Here is a 13,380-nt window from a genome sequence, read left to right on the forward strand (position 1 = left end):
ACGGGGTCACGCGGGGACGACGGTCAGGCCGGTGAGGGCCGGGTGGGTGGGTGGCGCGTCGGTGACGATGCCGGTGACCTGGTCGGGGGGCAGGACCAGGAACGGTGAGGCGGCGCCGATCTTCTCGCTGCTGGCCAGCACGTACGTCTCGGCGGCCCGGCCGGCCAGGGTGCGTTTCATCGCGGCCTCGTCGGGGTCGCCGGTGGTGAGGCCGGCCTCGTGGTGGACGCCGGTGACGCCCAGCAGGAACAGGTCGGCGGTGACGCCGCGGGCCGCCTCGGCCGCCGCGGCGCCGCAGGTGACGGCCGAATGCTTGAAGAGGCGGCCGCCGAGCACGTAGACGTCGACCGCCGGATGGCTGACCAGGGCCGCCGCGACGGTCGGGCTGTGCGTGACGACGGTGGCCGTCAGATCGGGTGGCAGGGCGGCGGTGACCGCGAGCGCCGTCGTGCCCCCGTCGAGCAGCACCGTCGTGCCCGGCCGGATCAGCCCGGCGGCCGCCGCGGCGACCCGCTCCTTGCTGGAGGTGGCGACCGTGGCCCGGGTCGCGTAGTCGGCCAGCGCGGGGGAGACCGGCAGCGCGCCCCCGTAGACCCGCTGGCAGAGCCCGGCGGCGGCCATCTCCCGCAGGTCGCGGCGGATGCTGTCCTCGGCCACTCCGAGTTCGGCGGCGATCTCCTTGGCCACCAGTTTGCCGTCGGCGCGCAGCCGCTCCATGAGGAAGTCCCGACGCTCCGCCGCCAACATTCCGTGTTCTCCCTTACTCTTGTCGACTATTGCGCGTTTGTCAGTGTAGGTTACCGGCCATGATGATCCTGATCGCCGGACCCTACCGCTCCGGCACCGGTGACGACCCCGCCCTGCTGGACGCGAACCTCCGTCGTCTCGAGGAGGCCGCCTGGCCGATCTTCCAGGCCGGCCACCTGCCGATGATCGGCGAGTGGGTGGCGCTTCCGGTCCTGCGCGGCGCGGGCGGCACGAGCGTGGCCGACGGAATCGCGGAGCAGATCATGTATCCGGCCGCGGAACGTCTGCTGGCCGTCTGCGACGCCGTGCTGCGCCTGCCCGGCGAATCGAAGGGCGCCGACCAGGACGTGGCAATCGCGCAGAAACGCGGAATTCCCGTCTTCCGCAGCCTCACCGAGATCCCGGGCTGCGAGGGAGGACCGGCAACCCGAACGTGGTCGTCCGCGACGTCGAGCTGATCGCGAAGGCTCGGCTGTCGCCGTGGGCGACATCGACGAGAGTGCTTGACAGGGATCGCCGGTGGCCATTGGATGTTACCGGGAGGTAACGCGATGATCATTCGCCGGGCCGTACTCGTCGCCGCACTGATCGCCGGGATCCTGACCGGGTCACCGGCCGCGGCGGCCGATCCTGGGTGCTCGCCTCCGACGCCGAGCACCACGAGACCCGGCTATCTCGTCGCCGATCCGGACTGCGCGCTGGACGGCACCCCGTTCACCGCGCTGCCCGGCGCCCGGGCCCACACCGGGATCCGGGACGGCGCGGCGTACCGCATCGAGGTCCCGGACCGCTGGAACGGGCAGCTGGTCGTCTACGCCCACGGATACCGCGGGACCGGCACGACCGTCTACGTGAGCGACCCCGACCTGCGGGCGCACTACATCGCGAAGGGGTACGCGTGGGCGGCGTCCAGCTACGCCACCAACGGGTACGACGTCGGCCAGGGCGTCCGCGACACGCATGCGCTGATCGGGATCTTCCAGCAGGTCACCGGTAAGCGGGCGCGGAACGTCTACATCTCCGGCGCGTCGATGGGCGGCCACGTCACCGCGGTCGCCGTCGAGGAGTACCCGCGGTCCTTCACCGGCGCGATGCCGTACTGCGGGGTCCTCGGCGACACCGAGCTGTTCGACTACTTCCTCGACGCCAACGTCACCGCGGCCGCCCTGGCCGACGTCGACATCGAGTTCCCGGCGCAGCCGGACGCCGGCTTCCCGGTCCGCTGGGCGCAGCAGGTGGGACAGATCAGGACCGCCTTGACCGGTACGGACGCCGGGCGCACCTGGTCCGATGTGCTGGAGCGGCGCTCGGGTGGGGAGCGGCCCGGTTTCCCGGCGGCGTTCGCCTACTGGAACGCGGCCTCGCAGGGCGGCCTGCCGTTCCTGTTCAGCGTCTACCCCGGCCTGACCGGCGGCACCGCGGGCATCGCGCCGGGCAACCTCACCGACAACCGGCGCACGCTGTACCGGGCCACCGACGGCCGACGGCTCACCGCCGCGGAGTGGCGGCTGAACGCCGAGGTGCTGCGGGTGCGGCGGACGGCGTACCCCGATCCGGGTCTCGCCGGTGTCCCGCGCGTCGACGGCCGCCCGCCGGTTCCGGTGCTGTCCCTGCACGGGATCGGTGATCTGTTCGTCCCGTTCTCGATGGAGCAGGAGTACGCCCGCCGCGCCGCCGCCAACGGCCGCGCCGGCCTGTTCGTCTCCCGGGCGGTCCGGGACGTCACGCACTGCGGCTTCACCTCCGACGAACTGAAGCGCGGCTTCGACGACCTGATCACCTGGACCCGCACCGGCCGCCGCCCGGCGGGCGACGCGATCCTGGACCGTCGCACGGTCGCCGCTCCGGGCTTCGGCTGTCGCTTCACCTCGCAGACCCGGCCGCAGTGGGCGCCCTGTCCCGCATGATCGACCGGTTTCACCGCTGCGGCATAGTGGACCCGTGCTGCCCCGCCCGCCCCGCATCTTCGCCGCCGACGAGATCCTCACCGGCCGCGTGCAACTCGACGGCTACCCGTTCCGCTACATCTACATCGTTCCGTCCGCGGGGTCGCTGTTCGCCGGTGGCGGCCGGTACCGGTTCAAGACCGGCAACAACGGCCCGCCCGACGAGATGCTGTCCGCGGTGGAGTTCCTGGAGACCCGCGGCTGGGAGATGGTGACCGTCGACATCAGCGGCCACGTCTGCTGCATGCGCCGCGTGCGCGCCTGAGGTTCACCCCCGGCGCGCACGCGGCGTCACCGGTTGACCGCTTGCGGCCAGGAGCCGCCGGGGAACACGTCGTTGTTGTTGTAGATGATCCGCGCCTCGGTCAGGGAGCTCATGCTGTCCACCATGTGCTGGGTGGCCCGCTTGAGGATCTCCAGGATCGCGGTGAGGGCGGACGCGACCGCGTCGGCGACCGTGTCGATGGCCTCCAGGATCCCGAACACGGTGGCGATCTCGATGGCCGCCTCGATGATCGACTCGATCAGCTCGATCACCGGCTGGGTGACGTCGACCAGGAAGGCGGTGTTGAGCGCGGCGACGTCGACGAGCCACTGACCGGTCTCCTTGACGACGTTGGTGGTGCCCTGCAACGCCTTCTCCTGGCCCCACCGCTTCTCCCGGTAGGCGTCGCCGGCCTCGCCGCCCCAGGCGTGCAGACCGTTGGGCCGCACGTCCCGCGCGATGGCGACCGCCCCGCTGAGCTTCGGCAGGACGTCCTCGACCCAGCCGCGGCTGCGGCGGATCAGCGAGAGGATGGGCGCCGACGAGTCGAGGATCCGGCCGATCTCCTCGGCGACCTGGCGCAGTTGCGCGTTGAGCCGGTCCACCCGGTCCTGCACCTTGTCGCTGAAGAGCATGACACCGAAGGGCGAGACGTACGCCGCCGTCCGCAGGCACTCGTTGATGTTCGCGATGAGGCCGTCGTACGCCGGATCGATCCGGCGGATCTCGGTGCCGAGTTTGTCGATCGCCGCCTGCAGGGTCGCCTCGGCGGCCGAGTGGTCGGTTCCGGGTGCCATCGTCGTCTCCCTCTACTCGCCGTAGATCCGGACGAAGGCGGAGGCCGTCGTGCGGTCGCTGCCGTCGTACTCGTCCCGGGCGATGCGCAGGGCCCCGGCGATCTGGTCGAACTCGGCCTCCGCGTCCTTCAGCAGTGTCTGCACCAGGGTGAAGATGTCGTCGTAGGCGCTGGACAGCCGGCTGGCGGTCAGCGGGTCGCCGCAGAAGAACGACATCGGGTTCAGTCCGAGCCCACCGGCGGTGCCGCGCAGGTCGGCCATCAGGTCGGCGAGTTCCACCCACTTCAGCGCCTCGTTCTCGAGCGCGTCGAGAACGACACGGACCTCTCCTCGGTTCTCCGGCATCTCACTCGCCCCCGGTCTCGCGGTCGCCCGCGCTGTCGTCGCGCTCACGCATGGCCCGGAGCGCCCGGACCACGTCCTGTTCCACCGCTGCGGCGTCGGCCGGCCCGATGCCGTCCCGCACCGTGATCTCGCCGACGTCCCCGCCCCGGACCAGGACCGTCACCAGCCGGTTCGGGCCGTGCAGGGTGTGCTCGGCGGGCCGGGCCGCCCGGCGGCGCTCCCGCTGGTACTGCCGTTCGTACTGGCGGTCCTCGAGGGCGCGCAGCCGCTCCCGCAGTTCGTCGAAGCCCGGCGCCCGGAAGCCCGATGCCCGGCCGGCGCGTTCCACCGGCGGGGCCGGCACGGCGGCCGGCTCGTCGTGGCGGGCGGCAGCGGCCCGGTCGGCGGCGTCCATCGCGCCGGCGAGCGCGGTCATGACCCCGGTCATGGCCGCCTGGTAGGCCTCGAACAGTGCCGGGCCCAGGGCCGACGGCGACCGCCGCGGGAAGCGGTCCCGGTCGACGCGGACCGACACCACCCGCCCGGTCTCGTCGGCCACGACGGTCGCCAGCCCGCCGGTGTCACTGCCCGGGAAGCGGGCGTCGGAGCCGGTGGCCTGCCGTCCGCTCCGCGGGAAGGACCGCATCGAGGCGGCGAGCCGTTCGAAGGCGGCCAGCGGCCCCGCCCCGGCGTCGTAGGTGCCGTCGTTCAACAGAATCCCCCGTTCCGCACCACCGCGGTGTGAGACCACGACGGCACGCCGTCATGTCTCCGGCCGCTCCGACAGGCGACAGGGACCCCAAGATCAGACACTGAGGTGGCCGGTTCGTCAATGTCTTGTCGGCTTCCGAGCAGAATGTCTCAGGCGGGACTCGGCGCGATCGGCCGCAGCGCCGCGGCGAACCCGGAGGACATTCACGCGTCGTCGCACCGGGACGGCGTACCGGAGAGGACGGTCTTCTCCAGGATGTCGCGGAAGGCGCGCGCCGCGGGTGAGGCCGCGCCCGCCAGGCGTTGCGCGGTGAAGATGGTGCGGCGCGGCGATCCGTCCAGCTCCAGCAACCGGGCCGTGCTGCCGCGTCCGGCCCAGATCAGGTCGGGGATGAGCGCGACCGCGTTGCCGGACTCGACCAGGCGCATGTGGGCCTGCAGGTCGGCGGTCTCGTAACGGACGTCCGGCTCGAACCCGGCCCGGCGGCACAACTGCTCGGCGAAGTGCCGGGACGCGGCGCCGCGCGGCTCCATCACCCACGGCATGTCCCGGGCGGTCCGCAGGGAGTCGACCGGGCGCAGCGACTCGGCCTCGGACGGCAGGGCCAGCCGGATCGCGTCGGTGGTGAGGTCGCGCCGGTCCAGGCCGGGGTGGTGCGGCGCGGCGTGCGCGGGGTACTGCTCGGCGATCACCATGTCGAAGTCGCGGGCCCAGGTTTCACGAAGTGCCTCTTCGGGCTCCCGCTGGATCATCTCCACCCGCACCTCGGGGTATAGGGAAGCCATGGCGCGAAGCGTTGCGGGCATGAAGGCCAGCGCCGCCGACTGGAAGACGGCCACCCGGACCCGGCCGGTGACCCGGGTCGCCGACGCCTGCAGGCGGGCCTCGGCGCGCTCGAGGGTGTCCAGGACCTCGCCGACCTCGGCGACCAGCACCTCGGCCTGCGGAGTGAGCTGGACCCGGCGGCCGGCCTTGCGCAGCAGCTGGGTGCCGGTCTCCCGCTCCAGCTGGCTGAGCTGCTGGCTGACCGCCGACGGGGTGAAGTTGAGCGCCTCGGCGACGGCCGCGATGGTCCCGCGGATGGCGAGCTCGCGCAGCAGCACGAGACGGCGGATCTCCAGCATTCGCACACGTTAGCCGAAGTTAAGAGTACTACTCATAAAGCATCGCTTTTCCTAAGCGCTTTCAGGCATTCAGACTGTGGCGCAGAACGGAAGGAGTTCCCGATGTCTGAGATCGCCGAAGAGACGATCGCCCTTGTCCGGCGCTGGCTGCGCGAGGCCGCGGACGTCCCGGTCGGCGGTTCGGCCGCGCAGCTCGCCGCCGTGCTGCGCGATCCGAAGGGCCTGGCGTTCACCGTCGGTTTCGTCGACGGTGTGATCCGCCCCGAGGATCTCCGGGTCAGCGCGCGCACGCTGAACTCCCTGGCCAAGGACGTGCCCGCGTTCCTCCCGCCGCATCTGCGCCTCGCGGTGAAGGCCGGCGGCGCCCTGGCCCCGGTCATGCCCGGCGTGGTCGTCCCGATCGCCCGGCGCGCGCTGCGGCACATGGTCGGCCACCTGATCGTCGACGCCACCGACGCCCGGCTCGGCAAGGCGATCAGCCGGATCCGCAAGCGCGACGTCCGGCTCAACGTCAACCTCCTCGGTGAGGCGGTCCTCGGCAAGCAGGAGGCGCAGCAGCGCCTCCGGAGCACCGAGAAGCTGCTGAGCCGGCCGGACGTCGACTACGTGTCGATCAAGGTGTCGTCGGCTGTCGCGCCGCACAACCCGTGGGCCTTCGACGAGGCGGTCGAGGAGATCACCGAGCAGCTCACGCCGCTGTTCACGCTGGCCGCGAAGACCGGCAAGTTCGTCAACCTGGACATGGAGGAGTACAAGGACCTCGACCTGACGATCGCGGTCTTCACCAGGCTCCTCGACCGGCCCGAGCTGCTCGGCCTGGAAGCCGGCATCGTGCTCCAGGCCTACCTGCCGGACGCCCTCGGCGCGATGATCCGCCTGCAGGAGTGGTCCGCGGCCCGCCGGGCGCGCGGCGGCGCCGGCATCAAGGTGCGCCTGGTCAAGGGCGCCAACCTGCCGATGGAACGCGTCGAGGCGGAACTGCACGGCTGGCCGGTCGCGACCTGCGACAGCAAGCAGGCCACCGACACCAACTACAAGCGGGTCCTCGGCTACGCGCTGCACCCGGACCGGATCCGGAACGTGCGGCTCGGGGTGGCCGGGCACAACCTGTTCGACATCGCGTACGCCTGGATCCTCGCCGGTGAGCGCGAGGTGCGCGACGGCATCGAGTTCGAGATGCTTCTCGGCATGGCCGAGGGCCAGGCCGAGGCGGTCCGGCGCGAGGTCGGCGGTCTGCTGCTCTACACCCCGGTGGTACGCCCGGAGCAGTTCGACGTCGCCATCGCGTACCTGATCCGGCGCCTCGAGGAGGGCGCGAGCCCGGACAACTTCATGTCCGCCGTCTTCGAGCTGCACGGGAACTCGGCGCTGTTCGAGCGTGAGAAGAACCGCTTCCTGGCCTCGCTGGCCGACCTGGACGAGACGGTCCCGCAGCCGAACCGGGTCGCCGACCGGTTCGCCGCCGTTCCGCGCAGCGTTCCGGGCCGGTTCGAGAACACCCCGGACACCGACCCGGCCATCGCCGCCCACCGCGACCGCGTACGCCTCGTCGTGACGAACACCGACGTCTCCGGCATCGAGGTGCCGCGGATCGAGGACCGCGAGCACCTCGACCAGGCCCTGGAGAAGGCCGTCGCCGCCCATTGGGGAGCCGCCGACCGCCGGGCCGTCCTGCACGCCGTCGGCGACGCCCTGGAAGCCCACCGGGACACCCTGCTCCAGGTGATGGCCGCCGAGGCCGGCAAGACCGTCGACCAGGCCGACCCGGAGATCTCCGAGGCCGTCGACTTCGCCCACTACTACGCCGAGCTGTCCGCCGAGCTGGCGGAGACGGACGGCGCGGTTCCGGTCCCGGCCCGGCTGACCCTGGTCACGCCGCCGTGGAACTTCCCGGTCGCGATCCCGGCCGGTTCGGTGCTGGCCGCCCTGGCCGCCGGCTCGCCGGTCGTGCTGAAGCCGGCCGGCCCCACCGAGCGCTGCGGCACCGTGCTCGCCGGCGTCATCCGGGACGCCCTGTCCGCCGCCGGCGCCGAGGCGGACCTGCTCACCGTGCTCCAGGTGGACGAGGGCACGCTGGGCCGGGAGCTGATCGCGCACCCGCTCGTCGACCGGGTGATCCTGACCGGCGCGTACGAGACCGCCGAGCTGTTCCGGTCGTTCCGCGCCGACCTGCCGCTGCTCGCCGAGACCAGCGGCAAGAACGCGATCATCGTGACCCCCAGCGCCGACCTGGACCTGGCCGTCAAGGACGTGGTGTCGTCGGCGTTCGGGCACGCCGGGCAGAAGTGCTCGGCCGCGTCGCTCGTCGTGCTGGTCGGCTCGGTGGCCCGGTCGCAGCGGTTCCGCACCCAGCTGCTGGACGCGGTGGCCTCCCTCGACGTCGGGTACCCGGCGCAGCTGCGCACCAAGATGGGTCCGCTGGTCGAGCCGGCCGCCGGCAAGCTGCTGGACGGCCTGACCACCCTGGGCGCCGGGGAACGCTGGCTGCTGGAGCCCCGGCGGCTGGACGACTCCGGCAAGCTGTGGAGCCCGGGCGTGCGGGACGGGGTGCGGCGCGGCTCGGAATACCACCGCGTCGAGTACTTCGGCCCGATCCTCGGCATCATGACCGCGGACACCCTCGGCGAGGCGATCGACATCGTCGACGAGGTCGACTTCGGGCTCACCTCGGGTCTGCACTCGCTGGACGCCGGTGAGATCCGCACCTGGCTGGACCGGGTGCAGGCGGGCAACCTGTACGTCAACCGGGGCATCACCGGCGCGATCGTGCGGCGGCAGCCGTTCGGCGGCTGGAAGAAGTCGGCGGTCGGCCCCGGCACCAAGGCCGGCGGCCCCAACTACCTGGTCGGGCTCACCGGCTGGGAGCCGCGCCCGGCGAACTCCGGCGCGGAGATCGGCCACCCCGGGGTGCGGGCGCTGCTCGGCGACGCCCGGGCGGTCCTGGACGCCGACGGGTTCGCGAAGGTGGAACGGGCCGCGCACAGCGACGCCGCGTTCGACTTCCGTACCCCGTCCGACGTCTCCGGCCTGGCGGTGGAGCGCAACGTGTTCCGCTACCTGCCGTGCCCGGTGACGGTCCGGTTCGCGGCCGGCGGTTCGGTCGCCGATCTGGTCCGGGTGCTGGCCGCGGGCCTGCTCACCGGCGCCGACGTGCGGGTCTCCAGCGCGGCGCCGCTGCCCGAGCGGCTGGCCGCCCGCTGCCCGTCGCTGACCGTCGAGGACGACGCGACGTTCGCTGCCGGGCTGTCGGCCGGCCGGGTACGGCTGGTCGGCGGTGACGCGGCGGCGCTGGCCGCGGCCACCGGCGGGCGTCCCGACCTGGCGGTCTGGGCGGGTCCGGTGACCGAGGCGGGCCGGATCGAGCTGCTGCCGTTCCTGCGGGAGCAGGCGGTCAGCATCACCGCCCACCGGTTCGGCAACCCGCTGCCGCTGGCCGCCGGCGTTCTGTAGGACCTCTCCCCCCGGGTACGCCCTCCCCGCTCCCCTTCGCGTGCGGAGGGCGCGCCCGGCCCGCGGTTCGCCCTCCGCGTCTCTCCTCTTCCGCGAAGGGCGAACCGCGGGCCGTGATCAGTCGAGCGACAGGCAGCTCGACGACTTCGTGACCGTACGGCCGGTCCGGGTGAACGTGCCGCCGCTGTACTCGTACTTGTAGGTCAGCTTCAGGTTCGGGCAGGCCTGCGAGCCGCCGTCGCCGACGCCGTGCGCCTTGACGGTCACCACGCCGCCGGCGGCGCTGAGATCCGTGACGTACGGGAAGTCGGCCTCGCCCACGTCCGCCAGCAGCACCCCGAGCCGGCGCGGCTTCTCCCCGGTGGTGCCGTCGAAGACCTCGACGGTGCTCGGCCAGCGCGACGTGATCGGCTCGCAGGCGCGTGCCAGCAGCGCGTCGTCGACGCCGTCACCGGTCACGTCGCCGAACCCCAGCTTCTGGATCTCCACGGCCTGTCCGGCGGGACACGGTTTCGCGGCGTTGAACCAGTTGCCGCCGTCGCCGGGGTCGCTGCCGTTCGGGTCACCGGGATCGCTGGTCGGGGTGGCCTTGGCGCCGTCGCCGGGATCGCTGGTCCGGGTGGCCTTGCCACCGTTGCCCGCCGGCGTGGTCCTCAGGCCGTTGTCACCCGGGTCGGAGGTGGGTGTGGCCGTGGCGGCGCCGGAGGCGGCGGGCGCGGTGGTGGCGGCGGGCGCCGTGCCCGCGGTCGTCGAGTCGGAGCAGCCGGCGGCGAGCGCGACGGTGAGCGCGGCGGTAGTGAGCAGAGCAGCGTTCTTCAACATGTTCGTCCCCGTTCGTCAGGTGGCGGCCTCCCCAGCCGGGCCGTCCCGGAAGAGACGCTATGGGATTCGTGGGAGCGCTCCCTCACGCGTTCGTGCCATCCAGTTCGGTGGGACACGAGCACGCCCGGATTGCCCGCGATCGATGCCTCTGCGCCGCGCCGCCGGTGTGGCCCAGGACACGCCCGGCGGCCCTGTGGGTGGCGTCACAGGCGGCCGCCCGGCGTACCGGAAGGGGTCTCAGACCACCGAGAAACCGGACGGCAGCGGACCGCGGCCGGTCAGCGCGCGCAGCGCCGGCAGGCCGGAACCGGTGGCGGCCGCGATCCGGGCGGCGAGCGCCGCCGACTCGGCGATCGTCTCGAAGTCGAACTCCACCGGCACCCCGGCCGCCGCGGCAGCGTCGGAGGCGTGCACGACCAGCTCGAACGTGCGGGTCGGCAGCCAGTCCCGCACCCGCATGCCACCCGCCGCGGTGGCCACCAGATCCTCGTCGGCGGCGCTCGCGAGCGCCGCGGTCGCCTGGCCGATGAATCCACTGACGACGGTGGCCGGCTGGTCGCCCAGCGCGGCGCCGGTCTTGCGGGCGTCCTCGGTGGAGGCCTGGTGGGCGGCGGCGACCATCGCGGGCGGCGCGGTCCGGGCCATCCCGAAATAGGCCTCCGCCGCCGGGATCACCAGGACCGGCGCCGGGTCGGCGAGGACCGTGGGGACCTGCCGCAGCGCCGAGCTGACGGTGTGGCCGAGCAGGTCCCGCAGGGTCCACTCGCCGAGGCCGGGGCCGTCCAGGCGGTCGAGCGGGATGCGGGACACCAGATCGGCGAAGACGATGGCGGCGGAACGGTACGTGCGGCGGTAGTCCATGTCACCAAACTGCCACGCTCTCCCGTCCGGCGCGGGGCCGGCCAGTAGCCTGCGCGGTGTGCTGTTACCCCTGCCGGACGGCGATTTCAAGGCGTACCTGTTCGACTGCGACGGCACCATCACGGACTCGATGCCGGCCCACCACCGGGCCTGGCTGGCCGCGCTCGGCGAATGGGGCGGCGACTTCCCGGAGGACCTGTTCTACGCCTGGGGCGGCCGGACCGTCGTCGACGTGATCACCGACCTGAACACCCGGCAGGGCCTGACCATGCCGGTCGCCGAGGTGGCCGCGCGCCGCGAGGAGCTGTTCCAGGAGATGCTCGGCTCCATCTCGCCGGTGCCCGGCGTGCTGGAGCACATCGAGGCGTCGTACGGGCGGATCCCGTTCGCGGTGGTCTCCGGCAGCACCCGCGAGTCGGTGACCGCGTCGCTGACCGCGGTCGGCCTGCTGGACCGGTTCGAGGCTCTGGTCTGCGCGGAGGACTACACCCGCCCGAAACCCGACCCGGAGGGTTACCTGCTCGGCGCCCGGCTGCTCGGCGTCGACCCCCGCGACTGCCTGGTCTTCGAGGACACCGATCTGGGCGTCGCCGCGGCGGAGGCGGCCGGGATGAGATATTCGCGTGTGCCCGCCCCCTGGGAGCGATAGGACTCCACGCCCGGTTCCTCGGCGCGCCTGGCGTTCCCCGCCGGATCGAGCGGGTCGATGACCCGGTTGCGGTGGTGCTGGTAGATCACCGAGCTGCGGAAGCCGACCACCTCACGGCGGCCGGAGAACCGGTCCATCAGGAAGGCGTGCAGGTCCTCCACGCTCGGCACCGCCACGTGCACCAGGAAGTCGTCGCCGCCGGCCAGCACGAACACCGACAGCACCTCGGGCAGGCCGGCCGCGTACGCCTTGAAACCCTCGATCACCGCCCGGTTCAGCGGGCGGACCTGCACGTTCAGCAGCGCCTGGACGTCGCGGCCGAGGGCGGTGAGGCTGACCTCCGCGTGATACCCGGTGATCACTCCACGGTCACGCAGCAGACGCACCCGCTCCAGACAGGTCGACGGGGCGATGCCGACGGCGCGGGCCAGGTCGCGGTTGGTCTGCCGGGCGTTCGCCTGCAGTTCCCGCACGATCGCCGAATCAACGTCATCCATGGCCGTGATTCTGCCTGATCCACCGAACGTCGTTCGGCGTCGCGGTTCACGGTCCGGCGACGATCCTAGTTTCAAGGGCATCACCCCTTCATCTGTACGGGAGACGCGATGCCCTTCAACCACCAGCACGTCGTCGTGGAACGCGGCACCCGGTCCGGGTTCCCGATCGTCGTGGCGGTGCACTCCACCGCTCTCGGGCCGGCGATCGGCGGGTGCCGCCTCGCCGTCTACGGTGACTGGCGCGACGGGCTCGACGACGCGCTGCGCCTGTCCGCGGCGATGACCTCGAAGGCGGCGCTGGCGGGCCTGCCGCACGGCGGCGGCAAGACCGTGGTGGCCCTCCCCTCCGCCGGCACGTTCGACCGGCGGGCGGTGCTGCACGACGTGGCCGACGTCGTCGAGGCGCTGGGCGGGGTCTACTCGACCGGGCCGGACGTGGGCACCGGGCCCGACGACATGGCCGTCATCGGGGAACGGACCGGGCACGTGTTCTGCCGGCCGTCCGGCAGCGGCGACTCCTCCCCCGCGACCGCCGCCGGTGTCATGGCGGCGCTGCGGGCCGTCGTCCAAAACCGTTTCGGATCGGCCGAACTGGCGGGGCGCAGTTTCGCGGTGCTGGGTGTCGGCCGGGTCGGCGCGCATCTGGTACGCCTGCTGACGGCGGCCGGGGCGCGGGTGCTCGCGTCGGATGTGGACGGCTCACGGCGTACCGTCGCGGAAGCCCACGGCGCCACCTGGACCGATCCGCTGACCTGCCGCACCGCCGAGGTGGACGTGCTGGTGCCGGCCGCCCTCGGCGGCGTGCTGACCGCCACGACCGTGCCGGCGCTGCGCTGCGCCGCCGTCGCCGGGCCCGCCAACAACCAGCTCGACGCCCCCGCCACCGCCGACCTGCTGCACGGTCGCGGCATCCTGTGGGCGCCCGACGTGGTGGTCAGCGCGGGCGGCATCATCCACGCGATCGCCTCCGAGCTGCACCACGAGAGCCCGTCCCAGGTCGCCGCCCGCATCACCGGCATCGGCGACACCCTCGCCGGCATCCTCGAGGCGGCCCGGGAGACCGGCGTCACCCCGGCCGCCGCCGCCTCCCGCCTCGCCGGTTTCCTGGCCGAGCCGCCGGCCGCCCTCGCTCCGGTCTGATCCGCCGCCGGTGATCGAAGGCGGCGGGGCGTGTGGCAACCTGAAT

The 13,380-nt window shown here is 72.7% G+C and carries 13 protein-coding genes and 1 pseudogene; 6 read left to right on the forward strand and 8 right to left on the reverse strand.

From position 1 onward, the window contains the following. Positions 1 to 6 precede the first annotated feature (6 nt). Complete coding sequence (locus Aut01nite_RS30865) at positions 7 to 747, reverse strand: DeoR/GlpR family DNA-binding transcription regulator (protein WP_043525267.1); 741 nt, start codon at positions 745 to 747, stop codon at positions 7 to 9. 59 nt (positions 748 to 806) lie between these two features. On the opposite strand from Aut01nite_RS30865, the gene Aut01nite_RS30870 reads away from it, so the two are divergent. The 3 genes from Aut01nite_RS30870 (at position 807) to Aut01nite_RS30880 (ending at position 2,958) form a co-directional block, all read left to right on the forward strand. Then, positions 807 to 1,205, forward strand: a complete 399-nt coding sequence (locus Aut01nite_RS30870) for a DUF4406 domain-containing protein (RefSeq protein WP_173476679.1) — start codon at positions 807 to 809, stop codon at positions 1,203 to 1,205. A gap of 93 nt (positions 1,206 to 1,298) precedes the next feature. Continuing rightward, complete coding sequence (locus Aut01nite_RS30875; RefSeq protein WP_052163749.1) at positions 1,299 to 2,654, forward strand: alpha/beta hydrolase family protein; 1,356 nt, start codon at positions 1,299 to 1,301, stop codon at positions 2,652 to 2,654. A 34-nt stretch (positions 2,655 to 2,688) separates the two neighbouring features. After that, positions 2,689 to 2,958, forward strand: coding sequence for a hypothetical protein (locus Aut01nite_RS30880; protein ID WP_043525264.1), 270 nt, complete (start codon positions 2,689 to 2,691; stop codon positions 2,956 to 2,958). A gap of 26 nt (positions 2,959 to 2,984) precedes the next feature. On the opposite strand, the gene Aut01nite_RS30885 is transcribed toward Aut01nite_RS30880, so the two are convergent. The 4 genes from Aut01nite_RS30885 to Aut01nite_RS30900 all read right to left on the reverse strand — a co-directional run bounded on the left by Aut01nite_RS30885 (position 2,985) and on the right by Aut01nite_RS30900 (position 5,915). Continuing rightward, positions 2,985 to 3,755, reverse strand: coding sequence for a hypothetical protein (locus tag Aut01nite_RS30885; RefSeq protein WP_043525262.1), 771 nt, complete (start codon positions 3,753 to 3,755; stop codon positions 2,985 to 2,987). A gap of 12 nt (positions 3,756 to 3,767) precedes the next feature. Then, positions 3,768 to 4,100, reverse strand: a complete 333-nt coding sequence (locus Aut01nite_RS30890) for a hypothetical protein (protein WP_043525261.1) — start codon at positions 4,098 to 4,100, stop codon at positions 3,768 to 3,770. A 1-nt stretch (position 4,101) separates the two neighbouring features. Further along, the gene (locus Aut01nite_RS30895) at positions 4,102 to 4,791 is read right to left on the reverse strand and encodes a hypothetical protein (RefSeq protein WP_043525260.1); all 690 of its coding nucleotides are present in this window, start codon (positions 4,789 to 4,791) and stop codon (positions 4,102 to 4,104) included. Positions 4,792 to 4,994: 203 nt separating this feature from the next. After that, complete coding sequence (locus Aut01nite_RS30900) at positions 4,995 to 5,915, reverse strand: LysR family transcriptional regulator (protein WP_043525259.1); 921 nt, start codon at positions 5,913 to 5,915, stop codon at positions 4,995 to 4,997. Between the two features lie 102 nt (positions 5,916 to 6,017). Between Aut01nite_RS30900 and Aut01nite_RS30905 the strand changes: the two genes are divergently transcribed. Next, positions 6,018 to 9,365 (forward strand): bifunctional proline dehydrogenase/L-glutamate gamma-semialdehyde dehydrogenase, encoded by a 3,348-nt coding sequence (locus Aut01nite_RS30905; RefSeq protein WP_043525258.1) that lies wholly within the window; start codon positions 6,018 to 6,020, stop codon positions 9,363 to 9,365. A gap of 117 nt (positions 9,366 to 9,482) precedes the next feature. Here Aut01nite_RS30905 and Aut01nite_RS30910 read toward each other — a convergent pair whose 3' ends face one another. Both Aut01nite_RS30910 and Aut01nite_RS30915 read right to left on the reverse strand, forming a co-directional pair. Continuing rightward, the gene (locus Aut01nite_RS30910; RefSeq protein ID WP_043525256.1) at positions 9,483 to 10,187 is read right to left on the reverse strand and encodes a hypothetical protein; all 705 of its coding nucleotides are present in this window, start codon (positions 10,185 to 10,187) and stop codon (positions 9,483 to 9,485) included. 237 nt (positions 10,188 to 10,424) lie between these two features. Continuing rightward, entirely contained in the window at positions 10,425 to 11,048 is a 624-nt protein-coding gene (locus tag Aut01nite_RS30915) for a maleylpyruvate isomerase N-terminal domain-containing protein (protein WP_043525255.1), read from the reverse strand. A gap of 58 nt (positions 11,049 to 11,106) precedes the next feature. On the opposite strand from Aut01nite_RS30915, the gene Aut01nite_RS30920 reads away from it, so the two are divergent. Continuing rightward, positions 11,107 to 11,697, forward strand: coding sequence for an HAD family hydrolase (locus tag Aut01nite_RS30920; protein ID WP_043525254.1), 591 nt, complete (start codon positions 11,107 to 11,109; stop codon positions 11,695 to 11,697). Positions 11,698 to 11,783: 86 nt separating this feature from the next. Here the strand turns inward: Aut01nite_RS30920 and Aut01nite_RS30925 are convergent. Then, positions 11,784 to 12,275, reverse strand: a pseudogene (locus Aut01nite_RS30925) (Lrp/AsnC family transcriptional regulator); the annotation flags it as partial. Positions 12,276 to 12,302: 27 nt separating this feature from the next. Here Aut01nite_RS30925 and Aut01nite_RS30930 point away from each other — a divergent pair. Then, positions 12,303 to 13,334 carry a Glu/Leu/Phe/Val dehydrogenase family protein gene (locus Aut01nite_RS30930; protein WP_043525253.1) on the forward strand — a complete coding sequence of 344 codons (1,032 nt, stop codon included), beginning with the start codon at positions 12,303 to 12,305 and terminating at the stop codon, positions 13,332 to 13,334. The last annotated feature ends 46 nt before the right edge of the window (positions 13,335 to 13,380 follow it).

It is taken from the genome of Actinoplanes utahensis, from assembly GCF_016862455.1.
In the GTDB taxonomy this organism is placed as follows: Bacteria; Actinomycetota; Actinomycetes; order Mycobacteriales; family Micromonosporaceae; genus Actinoplanes; species Actinoplanes utahensis.